This window comes from Bacillus nitratireducens (genome assembly GCF_001884135.1).
Lineage (GTDB): Bacteria > Bacillota > Bacilli > Bacillales > Bacillaceae_G > Bacillus_A > Bacillus_A nitratireducens.
Map to the genome: position 1 here is coordinate 14,575 of NZ_MAOC01000072.1, position 20,121 is coordinate 34,695.

Annotated in this window: 13 protein-coding genes and 5 pseudogenes; 13 read left to right on the forward strand and 5 right to left on the reverse strand. The window is 32.3% G+C overall.

Annotated features, from left to right (window positions below; all coding sequences use genetic code 11):
* Positions 1–118 precede the first annotated feature (118 nt).
* From BAU23_RS18730 to BAU23_RS30255, 4 genes and pseudogenes are all read left to right on the forward strand, one after another.
* The gene (locus tag BAU23_RS18730; protein WP_071734979.1) at positions 119–2,866 is read left to right on the forward strand and encodes a M4 family metallopeptidase; all 2,748 of its coding nucleotides are present in this window, start codon (positions 119–121) and stop codon (positions 2,864–2,866) included.
* Positions 2,867–2,874: 8 nt separating this feature from the next.
* Positions 2,875–2,952 (forward strand): annotated as a pseudogene (locus BAU23_RS30945) (hypothetical protein); the annotation flags it as partial.
* Positions 2,953–3,031: 79 nt separating this feature from the next.
* Positions 3,032–3,718, forward strand: a pseudogene (locus BAU23_RS29310) (IS6 family transposase).
* Between the two features lie 406 nt (positions 3,719–4,124).
* The gene (locus BAU23_RS30255; protein WP_000722376.1) at positions 4,125–4,283 is read left to right on the forward strand and encodes a hypothetical protein; all 159 of its coding nucleotides are present in this window, start codon (positions 4,125–4,127) and stop codon (positions 4,281–4,283) included.
* A gap of 283 nt (positions 4,284–4,566) precedes the next feature.
* On the opposite strand, the pseudogene BAU23_RS29905 reads toward BAU23_RS30255, so the two are convergent.
* Positions 4,567–4,725 (reverse strand): annotated as a pseudogene (locus BAU23_RS29905) (MFS transporter); the annotation flags it as partial.
* 427 nt (positions 4,726–5,152) lie between these two features.
* Between BAU23_RS29905 and BAU23_RS18750 the strand changes: the two are divergent.
* The 4 genes and pseudogenes from BAU23_RS18750 (at position 5,153) to BAU23_RS18770 (ending at position 10,941) form a co-directional block, all read left to right on the forward strand.
* On the forward strand, positions 5,153–6,553 hold the full coding sequence (locus BAU23_RS18750) for a zinc dependent phospholipase C family protein (protein WP_071734981.1): 1,401 nt from the start codon (positions 5,153–5,155) through the stop codon (positions 6,551–6,553).
* 545 nt (positions 6,554–7,098) lie between these two features.
* Complete coding sequence (locus BAU23_RS18755) at positions 7,099–7,323, forward strand: hypothetical protein (protein WP_071734982.1); 225 nt, start codon at positions 7,099–7,101, stop codon at positions 7,321–7,323.
* A 619-nt stretch (positions 7,324–7,942) separates the two neighbouring features.
* The gene (locus BAU23_RS18765; RefSeq protein WP_071734984.1) at positions 7,943–10,033 is read left to right on the forward strand and encodes a right-handed parallel beta-helix repeat-containing protein; all 2,091 of its coding nucleotides are present in this window, start codon (positions 7,943–7,945) and stop codon (positions 10,031–10,033) included.
* A gap of 201 nt (positions 10,034–10,234) precedes the next feature.
* Positions 10,235–10,941, forward strand: a pseudogene (locus tag BAU23_RS18770) (IS6 family transposase).
* A gap of 324 nt (positions 10,942–11,265) precedes the next feature.
* Here BAU23_RS18770 and BAU23_RS18775 read toward each other — a convergent pair.
* Positions 11,266–12,612 carry a SpaA isopeptide-forming pilin-related protein gene (locus tag BAU23_RS18775; RefSeq protein WP_071734985.1) on the reverse strand — a complete coding sequence of 449 codons (1,347 nt, stop codon included), beginning with the start codon at positions 12,610–12,612 and terminating at the stop codon, positions 11,266–11,268.
* Positions 12,613–13,232: 620 nt separating this feature from the next.
* Between BAU23_RS18775 and BAU23_RS18780 the strand changes: the two genes are divergently transcribed.
* Positions 13,233–14,162, forward strand: coding sequence for a GNAT family N-acetyltransferase (locus BAU23_RS18780; protein ID WP_071734986.1), 930 nt, complete (start codon positions 13,233–13,235; stop codon positions 14,160–14,162).
* A 297-nt stretch (positions 14,163–14,459) separates the two neighbouring features.
* On the opposite strand, the gene BAU23_RS18785 is transcribed toward BAU23_RS18780, so the two are convergent.
* Both BAU23_RS18785 and BAU23_RS18795 read right to left on the reverse strand, forming a co-directional pair.
* Positions 14,460–15,404: a tyrosine-type recombinase/integrase gene (locus BAU23_RS18785; protein ID WP_001142401.1), complete on the reverse strand. Its 945-nt coding sequence runs from the start codon at positions 15,402–15,404 to the stop codon at positions 14,460–14,462.
* Positions 15,405–15,935: 531 nt separating this feature from the next.
* Positions 15,936–16,250: a hypothetical protein gene (locus tag BAU23_RS18795; RefSeq protein ID WP_000589781.1), complete on the reverse strand. Its 315-nt coding sequence runs from the start codon at positions 16,248–16,250 to the stop codon at positions 15,936–15,938.
* 229 nt (positions 16,251–16,479) lie between these two features.
* Between BAU23_RS18795 and BAU23_RS30260 the strand changes: the two genes are divergently transcribed.
* Both BAU23_RS30260 and BAU23_RS18800 read left to right on the forward strand, forming a co-directional pair.
* Complete coding sequence (locus BAU23_RS30260) at positions 16,480–16,620, forward strand: hypothetical protein (protein ID WP_165615100.1); 141 nt, start codon at positions 16,480–16,482, stop codon at positions 16,618–16,620.
* 70 nt (positions 16,621–16,690) lie between these two features.
* Positions 16,691–16,924 (forward strand): hypothetical protein, encoded by a 234-nt coding sequence (locus BAU23_RS18800; protein ID WP_071734991.1) that lies wholly within the window; start codon positions 16,691–16,693, stop codon positions 16,922–16,924.
* Between the two features lie 264 nt (positions 16,925–17,188).
* Here BAU23_RS18800 and BAU23_RS18805 read toward each other — a convergent pair whose 3' ends face one another.
* Positions 17,189–18,085: a VanZ family protein gene (locus BAU23_RS18805; protein ID WP_276327599.1), complete on the reverse strand. Its 897-nt coding sequence runs from the start codon at positions 18,083–18,085 to the stop codon at positions 17,189–17,191.
* A 536-nt stretch (positions 18,086–18,621) separates the two neighbouring features.
* Between BAU23_RS18805 and BAU23_RS18810 the strand changes: the two are divergent.
* Both BAU23_RS18810 and BAU23_RS18815 read left to right on the forward strand, forming a co-directional pair.
* Positions 18,622–18,789: pseudogene (locus tag BAU23_RS18810) on the forward strand (Holliday junction resolvase RecU); the annotation flags it as partial.
* Positions 18,790–19,392: 603 nt separating this feature from the next.
* Positions 19,393–19,668, forward strand: a complete 276-nt coding sequence (locus tag BAU23_RS18815) for an FtsX-like permease family protein (RefSeq protein ID WP_071734989.1) — start codon at positions 19,393–19,395, stop codon at positions 19,666–19,668.
* Positions 19,669–20,121: the final 453 nt, after the last annotated feature.

Sequence of the window (20,121 nt, forward strand, 5' to 3'; positions counted from 1 at the left end):
GTATGGTGACCCCATGTCCATCGACTATAATTTCTTCATTTTTCTCTTTATTTCAATAGGAATAGACAGTATAATTTTATAGATTTAATACTTCAGAAAATTATACGGGGTAAATACCATGAAAAATAAAAAAAGAACAGCTACAGTTGCATTAACAACAGGATTAGCTTTAACAGCTGTAATACCATTTGGAGTAGGTCATGCAGAGGAAACAGATCAATTACAAGCTCAAATTCAGGAGGATTCGTTCCGTACAGGTGAACTTACACAACCATCACAAAAGGCACCAGAGAATGTAGTAAAAGATGCCCTTAAGGAAAAGACAGAGCAAGCTTTGTCTCCAAAACAAGTGAATGGAGAAATGGGAGTAGATTATAAGGTTCTTCAAAAACGCGGTTCGTATGATGGGACTACACTTGTGCGTATGCAACAAACATATGAAGGAAAAGAAGTATATGGGTATCAATTGACTGCACACGTAGATAAAAAGGGTGTTATTAAAAGTGTTTCAGGGGATAGTGCGCAAAATTTAAAACAAGAAGATTTAAAGAAGCCTATTAATCTATCACAAGAAAAAGCGAAACAATATATTTATACGAAGTACGGGAATGATATCAAGTTTATTTCTGAGCCAGAAGTAAAGGAAGTTATTTTTGTTGATGAAAATAATGGACAAGCCAGTAATGCATACCAGGTTACATTTGCTGCAGTAACACCAAAATATGTATCTGGAACTTATTTAGTGAATGCTCATAATGGTGAAATGTTAAAAAATATGGTACAAGAATCAGATTTAAAAGCAAGTGAGAAGCTTGTTGATGCCTTAGAGGAAAGTAGAAAAAGCAATCTTGCATCATTAACTGGAACAGGAAACGATGCTTTCGGTATATCTCGTACATTTGGTATTTCTAAACAAAGTAATGGTGAATATGCACTTGCTGATTATTCAAGGGGGCAAGGAATTGAAACATATGATGTGAATTACAGAGATATTACTAAAGAGGAAAGCTATTATCCTGGCACACTAGCAACTAGCACTTCAACAACATTTAATGATCCAAAAGCGGTAAGTGCCCATTACTTAGCAACAAAAGTATTTGATTTTTATAAAGATAAATACAAGCGTAATAGTTTTGATAATAAGGGACAAAAGGTAGTTTCAGTTGTACACGCTTGGGATTCTGAGGATACGAACGATCCGAAAAATTGGAAAAATGCATTAAGTGCTAATATTAATAATAGTAGTATGCTCGTATATGGAGATCCTATGGTGAAGGCATTTGACGTAGCGGGACATGAATTTACACATGCGGTTACATCTAGCGAATCCAATCTTGAATATTCCGGAGAATCTGGTGCGATTAACGAGGCGTTATCGGATATTATGGGGACGGCTGTTGAGAAATATATAAACAATGGGAATTTTAACTGGACAATAGGAGAACAAACTGGATTAGTTTTACGTGATATGAAAAATCCATCTTCAATCAATTATTCAAATGGAGTACCATATCCAGATGATTATAGTAAATATACTAATTTAAATGGAGAGGATGATGGAGGCGTTCATTTCAACTCAAGTATTATTAATAAAGTTGCATATTTAATTGCAAAAGGTGGCACGCATAACGGTGTAACTGTAAAAGGTATTGGCGAGGATAAAATGTTTGATATTTTTTATTATGCAAACAATGATGAACTAAACATGACTTCTGATTTCTTTGAATTGAGATCAGCATGCCTTCGAGTTGCAACAAATAAATATGGCGCGAACTCGGCTGAAGCTCAAGCAGTCCAAAAAGCTTTTGATGCAGCAAAAATTAAGGTAACAGTGGAAGAAAAAGAAAAAGCTGTGGAAAAACAAGCGCCGGAGTTAACTGTACCGTTTATAACTACACTACATGTAGGTGATATGTTCGACCCGATGAGAGGCGTAAAAGCTGTTGATAAAGAAGATGGTGATTTAACAAATATAGTAAAACATAAAGGCGATGTAGATACTTCTAAACCAGGTAACTACATTGTGGAGTACTCGGTTGTCGATTCCCAAGGGGTTAATGCAACGGCTACACAGACTGTAATTGTAGAGGAAAATGGAGAAACTCCAGATATGGAACCTAAATTAACAGTGCCTGTTGGAGCAACAATTAATGTAGGAGATTCATTCGACCCAATGGCAAGAGTATCAGCTACTAATAAAGAAGACGGTGACCTTACTTCTAAAGTAACAGTTGATGGTAAGGTAGATACATCTAAGGCCGGTACTTACGTATTAACTTACACAGTTACAGACACTAAAGGTCATGAAGTAACTGCGAAACAAACAGTAACGGTTAAAGCTGGAGAAGAAGTTAAAGATGAAAAACCAGTACTAAAAGTACCTGCTGAAACAACAATTATTGAGGGTAATCTATTCGCCTCAATGGCAGGAGTATCAGCTACTGATAAAGAAGGTGGTGACCTTACTTCTAAAGTAACGCATGAAGGAACTGTAGATACATCTAAAGCCGGTACTTATGAAGTAATATATAGTGTCAAAGATTCCGCAGGTAATAAGGTAACTACAATACAAAAAGTAGTTGTGAAAGATAAGGACAATGGTAACGGTTCTAATAACAGAAATAATGGTTCAGACAACGATAACGGTCCTGATAATGGCAGTACTGGTACTAACAACAGCAATGCCTCTGATACTGGTAACAGTAATATCTCAAACAATAGTACTACTGATAAAAAAGAAGATACATATAAAGAGCTTCCAAAAACGGGTGCAAGTACAAATAACAGTGCAGCAATGGGTGTATTGATGGTTCTTGCAGGTATGGTTCTTTCTTTTGGTCGTAAATTTAGAAAGGTATTAAAATAATAGTAACTGGTTCACTTTATTCAGACGGTTGGTTTAAAATCGACGGTAAAGATTATCACTTTGACCAGTGGGGACATAAGATGTAAGGCTCTGATGCAAAAACTTCAAGATAATTGCAAGTAATCTCTAAATCTTGGACATACTGATACTATTACTCTAAAAAAGGTGAGTGATCAGTATGGAAAGCGAAATTTATTCAAGTGGAAGCATTATCATCATGATAATATTTTGCAAACAGTAAGATGGTACCTACGGTACAACTTGAGCTTTCGTGATTTGGTGGAAATGATGGCGGAACGGGGCTTATCTGTTGCTCATACAACGATTATGCGCTGGGTTCATCAATATGGATCTCAATTAGAAGAGAAAGTACGACATCATCTTAAATCAACAAATGACTAATGGAAAGTCGATGAAACATATATCAAAGTAAAAGCTCAATGGATGTACTAATACCATGCAGTCGATTCAGAAGGGTATACAATTGATTTTTATCTAAGTAAATCAAGAGATAAACAAGCAGCCAAGCGCTTTTTCAAGAAAGCCTTGGCTTTTTCGTATGTTTCTAAACCTTGCGTGATAACAGTAGATAAGAACCCTGCCTATCCTGTAGCAATTCAAGAGTTAAGAGAAGAGAAACATATGCCTGAAGGTATACAACTAAGGCAAGTTAAATATCTCAATAATATAGTGGAAGAAGACCACCGGTTTATTAAAAGGCGAGTTCGTTCTATGTTAGGATTAAAGTCGTTTAAAACAGCAATCTCTATATTGAGTGGTGTTGAAGCCATGCATATGATGAAAAAAGGGCAACTTGTTTTACCGGAAAAGTCTGCCCAAAACCAGAAGTGATTTATTCATAAATTATTTGGCTTAGCTTCATAAGATAGAAATGAAGAAGAAATTGCTACTCTATGTTCCTAACTAACATTTTCGTACCAGAACCTTTTTTACTACCATAAGATAGAAAGAATACCACATTGCTATCAAGCTAAGATTTTAAGTTTCCCCATAGTGAAAAAATGACTTCTTTACGACTAGTGTTTAACTCATTTTTTTCGGTTTGGGGAACAATCCACTTCTTAAGTTAGTTGACGGGCATGTATGGTGAAGTCTATTATATAAATTGGTCAAAAATTGAACTTCCTCAGTTTTTTTAATTCAATACATATGTTTTCTGTTATGGGAATATATGTTATAAACTTTACTTAGTCTAAGAACATCATAACATTCTAAATAGTATGGAGCGTGTATTATAATGAAAAAGATTTTATTATCGTTTATAACATTAGGAATGCTTATAGGATGTGAAAAATCTGATTCGTGTGATGAAGCAAGAGCTATCTACTCTGGAAATTGTAATTCTGATAATACACTGACAAACGACAAAGCTGAATTACAATTAGATTCCAAATAGTTGCTGTAATACTTAATTTGTATTTTAACAGGTAACAATTTCATTTCATTTTAGAGGGATATTTCCAATCGCGATTTCCTTTAGAAACAGTCGAAGAGGTTTCACTTTTTTAGTTAGGCTTTGTTTCTCTATGTTTTCCAGAGATTTTCGTATCTGTTCCATTTGTTCTTTTCCTTCTATTATATCAACCTCGATCCATTTGTGGGGTATCGCCAGCATTTCGGAAAAACCCCACGCTAAGAGTTTTTGAGTCATTTTAATGTAGGCTTAAAATAAAGTTTGATCACTTTTTGCTATGTATGAGCAAAGTTACTTCACTATTAAATTTATAGTAAGTATAACTTCCAATCCATGAACCAAAGGCTCCTCCCAAAAAGAAAATAGTCATATATAATCCATTAAGTCTGTTTCTTATCCTAGGATTCAAACCAAAGTCAACTTTTATTATATATTTTGGAGTTGCTTTACGTTTACCGTCTACAGATAGCGGTGCTCTTTTTTGCATGAATTTTACGTCTGAATTATTTAAAACATCATAATTTCAATTATCTAAAGACAACGGTCATTCATTAATACAATAAATGGAAGGTTATTCGATTCCCTATATTTGTATATGCGAAATTGCATAAAAATATATGTTTAAATAAGACGCGATTTTATATATAACTAGAGGTAGAGAAAGTAAATTATTGTTTAGTGTCTACTTAAAACTTTTAAGTTGATCGATGTGGCGGTATCCCTTTAAGAGAAATATTAAGCAGTTAGTCTTTGCTAACCGCACTTTTATTAGAGATATTTACCTGTTGATATTACGTTATTATGATGAATATTTGCATAAGAATCTTTATATTTAGAAAGGAAATAAAAAAATGAAAAAATTCGCATCAACACTATGTATAGCTGGAGTGACTTTAACTATTTTAGGAGTATCTCCTCAAAGTAGCTATGCTCATCTCGATCAAATTGATTTAACTGAGAATGATCCTATTACTGCAAGATGGTCTGCAGAAGCTCCGTATCATTCTGATAAAAGTACACATTTATGGATTGCAAAACAAGCTATTGAAATTATGAAAACAGAATCTAATATTGAAGCAAATAAGCAGGCTGTGGACTTTTTAAATTATCCACAATATAAAGATCTATTTTCTAAAGGATTATATGATGCAGATTATAATGCAGAGTTTAACGATGGTGGAACAGGAATAGGCGGCGTTTTTAAAGGCGGATGGAAATCTCATTTTTATGATCCTGATACTAAAGAAAACTATAGAGGAGAAACAAATCCAACGGCTCTTACACAAGGTAAGAAATACTTTTATGAATCTGGAGAACATTTACGAAATAAAGACTATGAAAAAGCTTTCTATTACTTAGGAGTAGCCACGCACTACTTTACAGATGCTACCCAACCTATGCATGCAGCAAATTTTACAGCAATTGATACGAGAGCTATAAAGTATCATAGCTACTTTGAAAATTATGTTACAACCATTCAAAATCAATTTGCAGTCAATACTGGAGGGAAGTATAACGACTCTCTATCCACACCTGAAGAATGGATTGATTATGCAGCCCGAGTAGCTAAACCTGAAATCCAAAATATTACTAATGATAAAACATTTAAGTATTATAATAGTGGTAAGGCACAATTGTGGCAAGAAATGGTTACCCCAGCTGTGCAGCGAAGCTTAGGAGAAGCTCAGCGCAATACAGCAGGTTTCTTAAATCTTTGGTTTAAAACTTTTACTGAAAATGTGAAAGCTCCAAGTATAGAGACTGCATTAATCTATGATATAGAAGGAAACGTCATAGAAGCAGGGAAAAACTATTATATCGTACCAAGTGAATCTCCTTATCAAGGTCTAACATTTGAATGGTATGTAGCAAACCGTTATGATTATGTCTCACTTGCAAGTAAAGAAAACAATGCTTTATCTGGTACACCTATAGCATTTGAATTCTACAAAGAAAATGATGCAAAGCTACACCACGGGGAGAGTATATATCTTCGCATGAAGCACTCAAATTACGATCAATTTCAATATTTAAATTGGTCTAATTATTCTAGTTGGATTCACCTTGCTCAAAAATCGGATAGTTTAGCTGACTTTAAAATTAAAATTAACCTGGATAAACCTACAGAATATAATATTTTTACAGATGACTATCCATTAAATTATGAAAATATAAATGCAGAGAAAAATTGGATCGTACTAGGTGGAAAAAAACAAAAACCTAGCTCATGGAAGTTTATACCTGTTAGATAAACTAAAAAAACACTCGTCCTTAATCAGAACGAGTGTTTTTTATCCGTAAACGTCAAGTAACTTCACTTATTGGCAACAAACAAAAAAGCCCATCTCTTTTTTCATAAAAGATGAGCTTTTTTATCTTTCAATTATTCTAAATAATCTGTTAAAAAGAATAAAATACTGTAGCTTTGAAATAAAGTCGTACCGTTTATAAAGAAGATGTACTGTTTATACAGAAGTTGCATCGTTTTATCCCTTTGGATTTCCTTTTCTATGGGTTACTCCCCATCGCCAACAAGCTAATAAAGGCAAATACCCCCAAAATGAGAAAATTGGAATATCTAGGTAAAAATATACATTTTTTTGTTTTGGAGCAACTAGTTTCATTACCTTGATGGGCATGTTGGTGAGACCCTAAAATGAACATTTGGATAGGCAATCCTTCTTCTCTTAAAATAACCTTAAATATATTATAGATTTAAGAATATCAGAAAAATAAATGGTATAATTTTCTAAAATATCCTGAATAAAGTTGATTTTAGAAAAGGAGTAGAGGGGAAATGTTTCAGAAGCTCAAATTTTATTTAATCAGCCTTGTAATTAGTTCAATGTTAGGTGGGATTATCATAGGTGCTAATTTCTTGGTCCATAACATCTATTATTTAGTTATAGGTAAAGAATTTCATTTTAATATGTGGTCTTCCATTATTATATTTAGTATCGTATTTATTTCAGGTTTTACATATATGTTGAAAAAGGGCCCAAATATACTTGTTAATGATTAAACCAATAGTAATTCATGATCTGGTTGGCGTCTTGTTTGTTATTAGGGAAAGATAACAAAACTAAATTTCCTTAAAATGAAAAAATACACCATCCCTTCTATATATTTTTACAAAAAGAATAGCGTTATTTTGATTATATGGATACAAATTTATGGACAATTGGTACGATAATATCAATTGTTTCATTGGGCGTTGCAGTTATAAAGTTGCTTTAAAAAACAGCCAGGAATTAATAACAAAGAGTGAAATCGAAGAAAAACGTTATCAGATAAACATAGATTTATCGTATTGTTTGAAACGGAATAAAAGCATAAAAAATGTAAGGATATTTATTGATGAGAATTTTTTTAATTCTTGAATAGCCACTTTACTCGGTGATGATTCCTGAGCTTCTAAGGTGAAGGCCTCGTTTAATTTTTCTAGAATATGCATTAATAATCAGTCCTTAATCTCTCTCCATTTTGAAATTATGGATGAAAAGGGGGAGGATTGTAAATATGGAAATGAAAAAACGAAGCCTATGTATATGTGAAATGATTTTTATAACCGTCTCCTTTTAGGGGACGGTTTCTTTTATCAATGAATATACTATATTAAGAAATTTAAGAGGTGATAATAATTGGATTATTTAATTGAATTAAATCAGTGGGGCATAAAAGAAGGATTACCTACTAAACCCTATGTAGATGCAGATTATATACAAGCTGATAAGAATATCCAGGGGATAAACAATGCGCTACAATATGCAGCATCTAATAATTACTCTGAAGTTATTCTTCCAAAAGGCAATTACGCTCTATGTTATCCACGTGAGATTGTTATGGTTTCCAATTTAGATTTTAATTTAAATGGATCGACATTAAAAGTTATATACGATTCTAATAAAAAATCGCCATTTGACAATAGAACAACTACTGATTATTACAACTTCAAAGGGAATAGTATCGTATTTAGTAAAGTCACCAATTCTAATTTATTTGGTGGAACTATAATTGGGTGTAGGGACGACAGAAGTTTCTCTAATCCTTTAGAAGTAGCAGTGGAGAATACGTATGGTATTCTCTTTCAAAAAAGTTCAAATTATTGTTCTGTGAAAAATTGTAAGGTTCGCGATTATATGGGCGATAATATTTCATTTAGCTCAAACTCGATATTTGACTATGGAGAATTTGATCAAGGTCTTACTTTGAGTGCCTTAGATTACAACACTGGACAACCTATTACCTCTACGAATACACTCACAACAAAGATGTTAAATATACCTCAAGATTTAACACCAAAGATTACTTCCTTTCTTATAGCTGGAGCAGGATACGCTAGAACAACAAATTTAAATAGTAAAGACTTGGATATCTTCTTTTACGATAATAACAACAATTTCATAGGGGTTATGAAGAAAAGAAGAATCTATACAGATATTTCAATCCCAGTTAACGCAATGAAATTTAGGCTTCAATTTTATAATGAAAACAATGTAAATAAGAATCTGCAATATACAATTATGTTTGGTGGTATCCCTCACCATAACACTGTTGAAAAATGCGAGGTTTTTAATGGGCATAGGGGTGGTATAACTTTAGGGGGGAATTACAACGAAGTTATAAATAATAAAATCCGCGATAATGGAAAAGGATTGGTTAGGTTTTTGGATGGAAAACCTATTTTCAACAATCCAACTCGTTATTCAATAAACATGGAAGATTCATACGGAGCAAGCTGTACCATAAAAGATAACGAAATTTACGGCAGTTATCACGGTATTTTAGTTGGTTGCTATGATGTCTTAATAGAACATAATCACATTTACAATATAGATTACCTAGCGATTAATCTTTATTCTTTAATGCATGCAACTATTAAGGATAATTACTTATACAACTGTCAAAATAATATTGGACTCATGACTTCTAATTTTAGTACGGCGTTTGTGAATATAATAGACAACAGTTTCACAGGTGGTAATATGAATTTAACTAATGATTCGTATAAGGTTTCTTTATCTAAAAATCAATACGTAAACCCTGATTTCGTTGCATTGGGAGATAATTGCACATTTGATAATAATTATATTATTTTTACAGAAAATCCGACTACCACACCATGGATAAAAGCAAACAAAATAAGCAAATGTACCTTTAAATCGGTTTTAACACAAAGAGAGATGACGTTTAAAGTTAAAGAATATGATAGCTGTAGATTCGAAAATTTACGAGTCAGATCAGAAAATCCTAATACTCAAACTGTAGACGTTTGTGAGTTCACAAGGTCCGAACTTCTTAATTGCGAGTTGAGAAATCATTTGTTTAGTGGGCGTCCAATGAATATTAGAGTTACTAAATCAAAACTTATAGATACAACTTGCGAAGTTGGTATTACAAATGTGGATAATCAAGTACCATACACTTCACTTGAAGACTGTGCTATCTCCATTAATACGAAAAATAATTTATTCTTATCTGATACAAATCGTCCATATACAACTTATATAGTAGAGAAATGCAATGTTACTATTAATAATCCAGCATTCGCTGCTCTCTTAGCTTCAGGAGCAGCAGCAGGAGTAAACGAGTTAATTTTAAAAGACAATGGATTTGTTTATACAGGAACAGCACCATTGAATTTAAAATATTACACAAATAAAAATCATATTAGTAACTTCATCAATTCGAATAACACCTTTACAAATATCAATTTACCTGCTGTGAATTAAAGCTGGCTCTTTCGAGTCAGCCCGTTTTTATTCTACATCTTCCAATTCATTAAGTTTAAATTCTGTATTCAATCCAAATGAATCCGTATAGTATACCGTTTATATTCTTATAGGTTCTGGTGCAAAAACTTCAAGGTAATTACAAGTAATCTCTAAAACTTGGGCATACTGATACTATTACTCCAAAAGGGTGTGATTGGTATGGAAAAGAAAAATTGGTTCAAATGGAAGCACTATCAGCCTGATATTATCTTATTAATGGTAAGATGGTACCTACGGTATAACCTAATTTTTCGTGATTTGGTGGAAATGATGGAGGAACGTGGTTTATCCATTTCTCATACAACGATTATGCGTTGGGTTCATCAGTATGGTCCTGAATTGGACAAACGAATCCGACGTTACCTCAAACAAATAAATGACTCTTGGAGAGTCGATGAAACATATATCAAAGTAAAAGGTCAATGGACGTACCTGTATCGTGCTGTTGATTCGAACGGAAACACAATCGATTTTTGCCTAAGCAAAACAAGAGATCATAAGGCTGCAAAGTGCTTTTTCAAGAAAGCTTTGCGGTCTTTTCATGTTTCAAAGCCACGTGTGATAACAGTCGATAAGAATCCAGCTTATCCTATAGCAATTGAACAGTTAAAAAAAGAAAAAAGCATACCTAACGGTATGCGACTTAGACAACAAAATACTTGAATAACATAGTAGAACAAGATTATCGCTTTATAAAGAAGCGAATCCGTTCTATGCTAGGCCTTAAATCTTTTGACACAGCTACATCCATTCTTTCTGGAGTAGAAGCCATGCATATGATTAAAAAAGAACAAATTGCTTTACGGAGCCAGTCTGTACAAAATCAAAAAGAATTCATCCATCAATTGTTTGGACTTGCAACATAAGATACGATTCCGTTAGGAATATATATGCTTTATTCCCTTGTGTTTTATTTTTGCACCAGAACCCAAAACAGAAGTCTTAAACTAGACTCCTGTCTTTCGACGTGAAGTGAATTACAAAAATTATTTATGGTTTCATAATAGTTAATGCAAAATACTTCATCTAATTTGATAGTAAGAAACTTTGTAACAGAACCTTTTTTAATAGTTGCACATTTAGAAAGCGTTTTCATTTGTGATAGTAGTTATAATCTACATTTTTTACAAAACATTTCTTAGCATATTTAGCTTTAAGCATTGGTAACAAACCTTTATTGTTTATAGATTTTAACCATGATATTTTCTTGTTTTTAATATATAGATTCCTAAAATAATAAATCCTAGTCCTACAAATGGGGTCGTTGGAAGCTTTGTTCCTGCTGATGGCAGGTAATGCTTTTCTTTACTTGCAAGATCCTTTTCTTCTATGTGCTCTTTACTTTGTGTATCATAAGATTGTTTAGCATTTTCATATGTAGCATGCACTTTTTTGATTTCTAGGTCACTTTTTATTTTTCGATTCTTGATTTTTATTTCTGCTATCTCGCCAGTTTTTACTTCTAATTTTTTTATTGTAGGATCAAGTACATATCCCTCTGGAGCTTGAATTTCTTTTATAACATACGTATCAGTAGGAAGGTTATTTAATGTAGCAATTCCATTCTCAGCTGTAGTGATTTCTTTTATGAAATTCCCATTTTCACTTACAACCTCAAACACAGCCCCTTTTAAGACGTCTCTATTTTCTCCTACCTTCATAATTTTTAAAGACCCCAATGTTTCCCATTTTACTACTATATCTGCACTGCTTTTCTCGCTCGTTCTTGGTAATAAGGCAGTTGTATTTTGAACCCTTTGTTGCCCATCAAAGATAACTGCTTGTAAACTCTGCAATTTTGTATTTACTCTTAACTTGAAATTTCCACTTGGTGTGTTTTTCGGAATCAGAACTTTAAAATTTTCCTTGATAGAGAATTCATTCTTTTTTTCACCTTGTTCATTTATAATTTGAACTCCTTCTGGTGCATCCTCTATTTGAACGGAATATACTCCAGATACTGCATTTGATTGAACCATATATAAATTTGTTTCAAAATAGTCTCCATTTTTTTCTACAGTTTGTTTTCCAGTAGGTATTATATTCAAATATGCTTCCTGCACTTCAGTACCTTTAGAAGCTTTTTCTACCAGATGTTTTACAAGGCTATATATCTGTTGGTTTTCTGTTTTTGAATCGGCGAGTTCAATTTTTTTAGATGCAATCCAGATAGCTAATTGAGTTGCATAGTAGGCTTCCTCTTTTGTAGAAACCCCTAATTCTGCTGGCGTTTTTTGAGGGTATCCATAAAGTAAGACACGATATACAAAATCATCCTCTTTTCCAATTTCAGAAAGGTTATCCCCATTAGGTGAATTCAACTCAGGTGATAAACAATACGCAACATCTTTTGATGACGTTCTTAGAAAGTCTGACTTTACCTTTACTTCAGTACCTTTGAATTTAATATAATTCCAGTTCATTTGAAATTTTTCTTGATGTATTATCTCGGCTGCTGCTTGTGGCATAGAAACTCCTAGCAACATAATGATTAAACTTATAATTCCAAACCATTTTGTTAACATCTTGCGGTTCATTTCATTCCCACCATTCATCAAATTTTTAGGATAAATCCTACATATTAATTGTACCCGTTGTAAAAGTAAGTTTATTTTAATTATTCAGAAAATTTAGGGTATAAATAAAGATTATGTTATAGTATCATATATTCTGATGATCTTTATTGTTTAATTGAGTTCATGATATTTGTTAAAGATATTACCTAAGATACTGGCGTAAATATTATTTTATATTATTAAAAAATGATTCAAAAAATCAATTTTTAAAGTGTGATTTATGTATCAAAAAATAAATACACTTAATAATCTACCTATGAAATAGATGTTTCCTCTATTCCATCTTCTTTCACAAAACGCATATCTGTATTTTCAGAAATTTCGGCTATATTTATATTTATTATATTTAGAAAGTATATGGCTTGCAATCTAAAATTTCATGCAATATTGCATGAAATTTTAGAATTTTTTTATGTTATATTATTAAATTGGTTTTGTTAAAAAGTTTGAAAAGAGTATAAACAGATTGGTAAATGAGGAATAATGTTTAGGAAGTAGCCTAGTTGAAAAATCAAACCAGTTCAGATATGGTAATATAAGGGTTAAAGGCGCCAAATGCTAAGTTTAAAGGGGACGTCTAAATGTCAACGATAAGGATCGAGAAAGCATCTATTACGGATGCTGAAAAGTTAACAGAAATTAAGAAAAGAACTTTTGATGAAGAAGCAAAAAAATGGCTTCCAAATCAAGAGAATATAATCGACTATAATATTCAGCCACCAGGGTACTCTTCAATTGAAATGACTAAGTATATGATTAAGGAGTTAAATTACTTCAAGGTTATATATAACAAAACAATTGTGGGTGGAATTATTGTCACGATTTCCGGTAAATCTTTCGGAAGAATAGACCGTATTTTTGTAGACCCTGACTCTCAAGGTAAAGGCATAGGCTCAAAGGTCATAGATTTGATAGAAAAAGAGTTTCCGAATGTGCGAGCCTGGGATCTTGAAACATCTAGTAGACAGCTAAACAATCACTACTTTTATGAAAACATGGGATATCAAGCAACCTTTAAAACCGAGGATGAATATTGTTATATAAAGAGAATAGAAACCCTATTAGGGATAGAAAAATCAGTTGAAAATGAGGACATTTCAGGTACTCAATATGAAAACTGTAATATGGCTAAAACGGAGTGTTATCAAGTAACTTTAGAAGGTAGTTCTTTTAGCAATAGTAACTTGATGAGCAGCCACATTAATAATTGTAATCTTAGTCATTCAAAGTTCCACAATATAAATTTTAGAAATACATTGTTTGCCGATCTAAATTTTTCTATTAGTGAAATGGCTTTGGTAACTTTAGAGGGGGTTCGTTTCATTGATACAAGTCTTGGAGATGAAGGTAATCCAATCACATTTGAAAGGTGTAACCTTAAAGGTAGTAAAATAAAGAATAGTAACCTTAGGAACGTGGAAATACAGCAGAGTGATATTACAGGTATGAAAATAAATGACATTCCTGTGGCAGATCTTCTCGAGCTATACTATCATGTGAATAAAAAGTAAACAATCAGTGCTTCCCTTCAAAATTGGCTCTTTTAAATAATAGATTCATTTTTGAATGATGACCTCTAAATCAAAGAAGCTTACATATTAGATATGTCTAATATGTAAGCTTCTTTATTTCTCAAGGGTTCTCAGAATTTAGGTCTTAATAATGTACGATTTTCTTTTTTTGATAAGGTGACCCCTATTAGAATTAGCACCAACAAAATGTGAACTTCGTACGTTAGACGATTCCTCACACAGAAAAAGCCGATTTCCTGTACGCTAAGGGATAATCGGCTTTTAAGATGAATAGGTCTAATCGATATAATCATAATATCTTTTTAATGAAAGTTTAGATTTAAAACCTACCTGTTTTATAATTTGCCCCTCTAAAACTTCATTTTCGATTAGCCGTAAAATGAAGGTATTCCGTAGATGTTGTGCTGAAATTCCTTTTCGTAAATTCGCTCTTTCAACTTCAAGTCGAATCATTTTTTGAACAGCAATTTCTGTTAAGGCTTTTGGAGCATCGTTGTCATATGACCAATGATAAGTTTTTCGAGTAAAATCGTATGCTACGAATAGTGGATCATTGCTATGATATTTTGGACGAACAGGTTCAGGAATAGTTATATAATAGTTACATAATCGCTTTTTATCATCTTCAGATAAAAGAACCGTCCTCTCTATACCCACTATTCCTGGTACTGAGATTGTATTTTTTTCAAAATGAACGTGCTTCATCTGTAAACCTACAAGTTCTTTTAAGGACAAACCATTATTAATGAGTAAATGCACAATAACAATGTTACGATCCATAAGTACTGGACGAGCGGAGCGTTGTTTTTCTGTTAATCCTTCTAATGAAGTTAATATGTACTTTAGCCGTTTTTCTTCCTCTTTAGAAATAAAGTCTTCATCACGTAACGCCCGATTAGGCTGAATCATGAGATTCATATCTTCTAATGGATTAGGTAGGCCTAAATATTGATAAAGTCTACTTAGGACAATATAAACACGATGTATCGTTTTATCAGAGTAATTTCGTTGCTTCTTTAAATCATTAAAATACTCTTCATAACCCTCGGTACTAAGTGTCGTCCATATATTGCGTAAGGGAAGCTTTTTTGATTTTTGCAACCACTGACCAAAATCTTCAATATCATAAACATATCGTTTAATTGTGGAAGGTTTTCTTCCTTTATCTAATAAGAAAGAAGAAAAATGCTGTATTGTGTCTTGAAATTCTTTTGTTGGCATAGCCTTATCATCCTAATTTTTTCTTTTAGTATATCAAATTTTGAAATTAGCTTTACTTACACTACGTAATACATACTGAATTTATGTAAATATTTCTCAATATTATATTATTGCTATATGAGCTATAATATAAGTAATTCTTTTTATTATTTATATTTTGTTATTTTCTGTTGCAGAATCCTTATTATAAGGATTCCTTTTTTGAATCAAAAATCTCCAAAGAAAAAAGATAAGATCGGGAACACAATCTTATCTTTGTACAAAGAGAATACAAAAGGGATTACTATCTTATTTATATTATATTGTTTTTTGTTAATTTTTTATATCAAAACCATAAATAACAGTTATACCTATATTGAAAAATTTATTACAAAATTAGCTATAAATGATTCAAGAAGTGAATGTAAACTTTTATACAAAATTTCACATTTTAGAAAGGTAAAAAGAGCCCAATTAATTTAGGACTCTTTTTCGTTTTGGGTAATTCTAAATTCTTAAGTTGATGGATGTGAGTACCCCTATAAAAAACAATTATTTACGACGCCTTCTCTTTGCTTTTTTACGCTGATTTGTATGACTATATTTTTTTATATGAGTACTTCTGTTCTTCTTATAATTAGGTAACTTACATATAAGAACAGTAATTGCACAAAAAATGAAAAATATAAAGTTTGCAATCATCCAAAGGTTAATATCATAGTCATATAGCTTACTAAAATACTTTTTGTCACGAGTAATATGACTTACGTTACTGTCAATTGCTTCGAGGGTGTAAGGAATAATCCAAGAGGAACCAATTAATATAACAATTGTTCCAAGAATGAAACTGAGTATATGTTTTATCAAGTTCTATTCGCCTTTAATTATGTTACGTCAGTAAGCGTGATATCTTCTTTTTGTAAAACTCCCCAAAATGTGTATCTTTCTAATTCAGGAGTGACACATATCATCAGTCGCAAATAACAAATAATAGACAATTAATTTTATAAAAAATGTTGATAAAATCCACTCTTCTATTTTTGACACAATCAATAAAATAATTCATCTTTATATATTATTTTATTGATTTCATAGGGTGAAAAACACGCAAAGCAAAGAAAAAATAATAGCGTTTTCGTTAACGGCAGGATTAGTTATACCTGCTGTGGCATTATGTGATGAAGGTCATGAAGAGGAGAAAGGACAGGTTATTTCTGATTTACCATTTGAATATTAATAGGGTTTCCATAGACTCCTGGGTGCAAAGTGAAAATGAAGTAGATTGGTATTATGTCAAGGGGATACTTATGTTTGATCCATCTGCTACTTGTGATAATAATAGCCCTTGGTTGAAGATAGACGGTAGATGGTACTTATTCAACCCTGGTGGAAAGCTAGTTAGGAAAGAGGGTAGGGAACAGTCGTCTGCTAATGGGAAATGGATGTATTGGATTCCTGGAAATTATGGACTTGCAACAAATGAATCAAGGGTAATTAACGGGGTAACATATTACTTCGATAGTAATGGTTTTATTTTGTAGAAATTACACAATGAATATGAAACTGAAAAAAATGGACATTTGATAAGGTTATAACATACATGTATATAGGAATGGCTATTTTAGGCGCTGCTGTGATCGGTTTATCGTCTTATTTGTTGTTAAGGGATGATAAGGGGTAACAAAACAAACGAACACAACGAACAAAAAACACCTGAGACTATAGCCTCAGGTAAGTTTGTACAATTTGTAGTATTAAACCAGAGATTTAATCCGCTAGTATCTAAACTAGTGGAATTCAATTCATTATTTTTTCCATTCTGTAAGCTTGACATCCCATAGCAATGCATCTGTATCAATAAATTTAATACTAAGTTCATTTGCTTTAGCCAACTCTATCTTAAAGGAACTTGTGGATGTAGATATGCTTTCTTCAGAAAATCGAATGGTTTGTACATCTTTTCCATCAATAGAAAAAATTATCTTACCGGAATGTTTGCTCGCACTATCAGGGATACCGAGATATCCCGAAAGTTTTGCATACTTACCTTTTAGCAAGTATTTAAATTGCTGAGAATTTGTCCCTTTACTACTTAACATATTTAATTTAGGTTCAATTTTTTTATGAGCCACTTCAAAGCTTGTGGAATTGTTAACATTCGGTACATATCCAGTACTTTCGGTCAGTTGATTTAGCGCTATAACGGTTCCATTTTTGGGGGATTGTTGTTCCTTTTCTAATGATTTATTAATTTCACCTACAACTACAAGTACTCCTAATGTCATGATAAATGCTATTACACCTGTAATAATAAAGTTTTTCAAAGTATTATTAGAGCGAAATCCTATTTTATAGGCACAAAATCCTATCGTAGCACCCATTGCATTCACAATTACATCATCAATGTCAAAACCACCAAGAAAAGTAACCATTTGTAGTACTTCTAGTATAAGAATAGAAATACAGAATGAAGTAATAAATCTAATAAAGCTACAACGATATAACATAGGAATTAATACCCCAAAAGGTATGAATGCTGTTAAATTTCCAAAATTAAAAAACCATAGATTAAAATCTTCTCTATCTACCATATTTGGCAAGCTCAAAGGAATACTACTCGGTATTAACTGGAATTCATATTCATGGTTAATATATTTTAATCCCAATCTATCGAAACCAAGGAACATAAAGTAGAGAATCAGAACGGAATATAGTCCTAATATTGCGAGGGTAATGTTACGATGTTTTCCTTTGATAATAAAACCTCCTATTACTAATAATTGTTCGTATTGATAATTTCACAAATTCTCACATTTTAAATATAACAATAAAACTATGTTGGCGTAAGTAGTAATTCGGTTCTGTTGCAAAGTTTTTAAAAGTAAGCTAATCCTTTTACGAAAAAAGGTCCTGTTGTCTCCAACAGAACCTTTCCTAAAATGGCAAAGAGTAACTCTTACCTTACTCTTCTGCTATATAATACACAAAAAACGTATAGCTGTGTATAACAATAAATTCCAATGTGAACATTTGAATAAAGTGTTTAAAAGTATTTTATCAGAGCTTAATATAAGGAATCAAATTACAAATGTTGATTTATCAATAAATATTAATGATGCGCTATTAAATGATAGTTGATAAAGTCATATTACAATAAACAAATAAATAAATAAATAAATAGGGGATATTGCATATTCAATTGAAATAGAATATTACAAGTGGAAAGTGAGGAATAACAATGGGACTAGGAAACCGTGGTATGGCATTTGAAATGCATATTAATCTAGCGAATAAAATGTATCAACGAGGGGGAGTAGCGCTTATAAACAAGCGTCCGACTCCTGTGAAGGTTTTAAAAAGTAAAGGTGGCCGTGTATTAAATGGATTCTATGAAGCAAAAACTACAGAGAATCCTACACGATTAGATAGATAATCTGTTTTATAGGAGTAGCAGATTATCGTTATTCATATTTCCCTGATTGTATCCTTTATTTATCAGGGTCTTTTAAGATAGCCTTTTTTTAGGAGGGAAGTACCAAGTTAACCACTACTCCAGCGTGATCGGACGGCCAGAGAGCGGTTGACGTTCTCTCATGCTGTTCTTCTCCTACCACATCCGCCATAATTGGGTTCTAACCGTTTTTTAACAAAATAAAATCTATTCTTTTGTTTAGAGAGGACGCGGCATTCAATAGATCAGAACCCTAGCAACAGGTAAGTCCTTTTCATTTACCCACCTGTATCCAATCATCTCGAAATCCATCATTGATAAAAAATGTTATTCAATTAGCTATGATGTGATAAGTTTCGATGATATTGTTTCTGTGAACACAATGCTGAAAGTAAAAGATATAGATAGTAAAATATTTCAAGCGAAGTTGCAGCCTTGTAAAGCACCTTTAATAGCCTTAACCGCCTGTTTTTAATAGTATCCATTCTGATTTTAGCAATAGGTCTCTTTATCAGCATCATTCTGCTTGTTAAGTAGCAAAATTCAAGATATAGAGAATTGGGGTTACTATCTGCACTAGGTTTTAGTAAAGGCGCAATACGAAGAATGATACTCAGTGAAAATGTATTGTTATCGGGAATGGCGTCTGTTTTTAATGCTTTTCTAATTAGTTTCACATATTTTATCAGTATTGCTTTTGATCTTGGTTTAGTTATCACGATACTTCAAATGTTTCTTTCTATTTTAGTAACAGCAATTATTGTTATCGTGATCAGCATAACAGCAAGTTATAAGCTTATTAATACTGAGCCTGCTGAGGCACTAAGAAAGTAAAAAATTCATTAGGGGTACCGCTATATGCCCATTGGGCTAAAATTTTATATCTCTACAGTTATTTATGGGGAATTCAGTTCGTTTTTTTGTTTTTGTAATAATTTATTACTTGTATGGGGCTTATAAGGGACTATTCAGTGTGGATCGGGAAAATTTAACTACCATATAAAGTGATAAAGTGATAAAGTGATAAAGTGATAGTTGCTGTGCATGTTATTATAAAAAAGAGAGCCTTCCCAAATGATGTTTGTAATAGTCTAGCTTATACGATTTTAGGAAATTAATAGCATTTTATACCGCTATTATTTACCTAATTTCCAAGAAATAGAGGTGATTGTAGGTGACTAAACCTTTTAAAAAAAATAGTCGTTATATGGTTGGATTAGACAGTCTAAGGGGCCTAGCTATACTAGGTGTTATTTTGTATCATATTAATTTTAATTGGATGCCTGG